At 63.3% G+C, this 1499-nt stretch carries 2 protein-coding genes; both read left to right on the forward strand.

The window, feature by feature from the left end; translation table 11 throughout:
- Positions 1 to 168 precede the first annotated feature (168 nt).
- Positions 169 to 675 carry a helix-turn-helix domain-containing protein gene (locus GY769_04335; protein ID MCP4201143.1) on the forward strand — a complete coding sequence of 169 codons (507 nt, stop codon included), beginning with the start codon at positions 169 to 171 and terminating at the stop codon, positions 673 to 675.
- Positions 676 to 757: 82 nt separating this feature from the next.
- A complete protein-coding gene (locus GY769_04340; GenBank protein ID MCP4201144.1) occupies positions 758 to 1360 on the forward strand; it encodes a transposase in 603 nt (200 codons plus the stop codon).
- The last annotated feature ends 139 nt before the right edge of the window (positions 1361 to 1499 follow it).

Here is a 1499-nt window from a genome sequence, read left to right on the forward strand (position 1 = left end):
GCGGACCTTCTCCTGCCGAGAAACCGGGATACGGGATCGTATGGGTACCATATGTTAGATTCTATCCACTAGTTCACCTTGGCGGAATTGTTGACTCTCAAGATAGAGGTTTTCAAGGGCGTGTCGTGGTGATTCTCTGTGGCGATCGATTCGCTGTGGAGGATTGCAATGGGCGTAGCGGCGGCGGCAGTTGTTTTGTCGGAGGATGAGCGCGTTGAACTGGAGGGCCTCGTGCGTTCGCCCTCGACGGCGCAGGGCGCTGCCTTGCGGGCGCGAATGATCTTGCTATTGGCCGCGGGCATGAGCATCACCGAGACGGCGGTGCGCGTGGGCGTCTGGCGCAAGACGGTGAGCCAATGGCGCGCGCGTTGGCTTGCCAGCGCGGGTTCGGGGGCGGCGCTCGAGCGCTTGAGCGACGCGCCGCGCTGTGGTGCGCCCTGTCGCATCACGGCCGAGGAGTACTGCGCGATCATCGCCTTGGCCTGCAAGCGGCCGCGGGACTGCGGGCTGCCCTTGAGCCACTGGAGCGCCAGCGATCTCGCCCGCGAGGCGCTGCGCCAAGGGCTCGTCGAGCGCCTCTCGCCCCGCAGCGCGGGGCGCCTTTTAAAAAGGTGCGGATCTCAAGCCGCATCGCCTGCGGGCCTGGCTGACGCCCAAGTCCGATCCCCACTTTGATGCCAAGTGCCGGGATATCTGCCAAATCTACCGCCGCGCGCTGGCCGAGGCGTCGCGGGTGCGCACGCTGTCGATTGACGAAATGACGGGCATCCAAGCGCTGGAGCGAATGGCGCCCTCCTTGCCGATGAAGCCGGGGCAGGTCGAGCGCCGGGAGTTCGAATACAAGCGACACGGCACGCAAACTCTGATCGCCGCCTTCGATGTCGCAATCGGCAAGCTGCAGGGCGTGGTCGGCGAAAGCCGGACCGAGGAGGACTTCACGGCCTTCCTCGACGGCCTCCTGAGCACCGGCCCGCCAGACCAGGAATGGCGCATCGTCTGCGACAACCTCAACACCCACCTCTCCGAGGGCGTCGTGCGCCTGGTCGCCCGCCACTGTGGCATCGAAGAAGACCTCGGGGAGAAGGCCAAGAGCGGTATCCTCAAATCCATGGCCAGCCGCGAGGCCTTTCTGCGCGACAAGAGCCACAGGATCACCTTCCATTTCACCCCCAAGCACGCCTCATGGCTCAATCAGATCGAAATCTGGTTCTCGATCCTGGTGCGCAAGCTCCTGCACCGCGAGAGCTTCGCCTCGAAAGCCGAGCTCAAGGCGCGCATCGAAGACTTCATCGCATACTTCAACGAGACCATGGCAAAGCCCTTCAAATGGACCTATCAAGGAAAGCCTCTGACCGCTTGACTATGCGGGTCGATACTTATGCCAAGGTGAACTAGAGGATCTGGCGGGCGTGCTTGCCGATGCCGCGATAGCGCGCCAGCAGCTCTAGCTTACACTTCGACGGCTTCGACGTTGACCGGCGCTCGCAGGTCGCCACGAA

The organism is bacterium, from assembly GCA_024224155.1.
Taxonomy (GTDB): Bacteria; Acidobacteriota; Thermoanaerobaculia; order Multivoradales; family JAHEKO01; genus CALZIK01.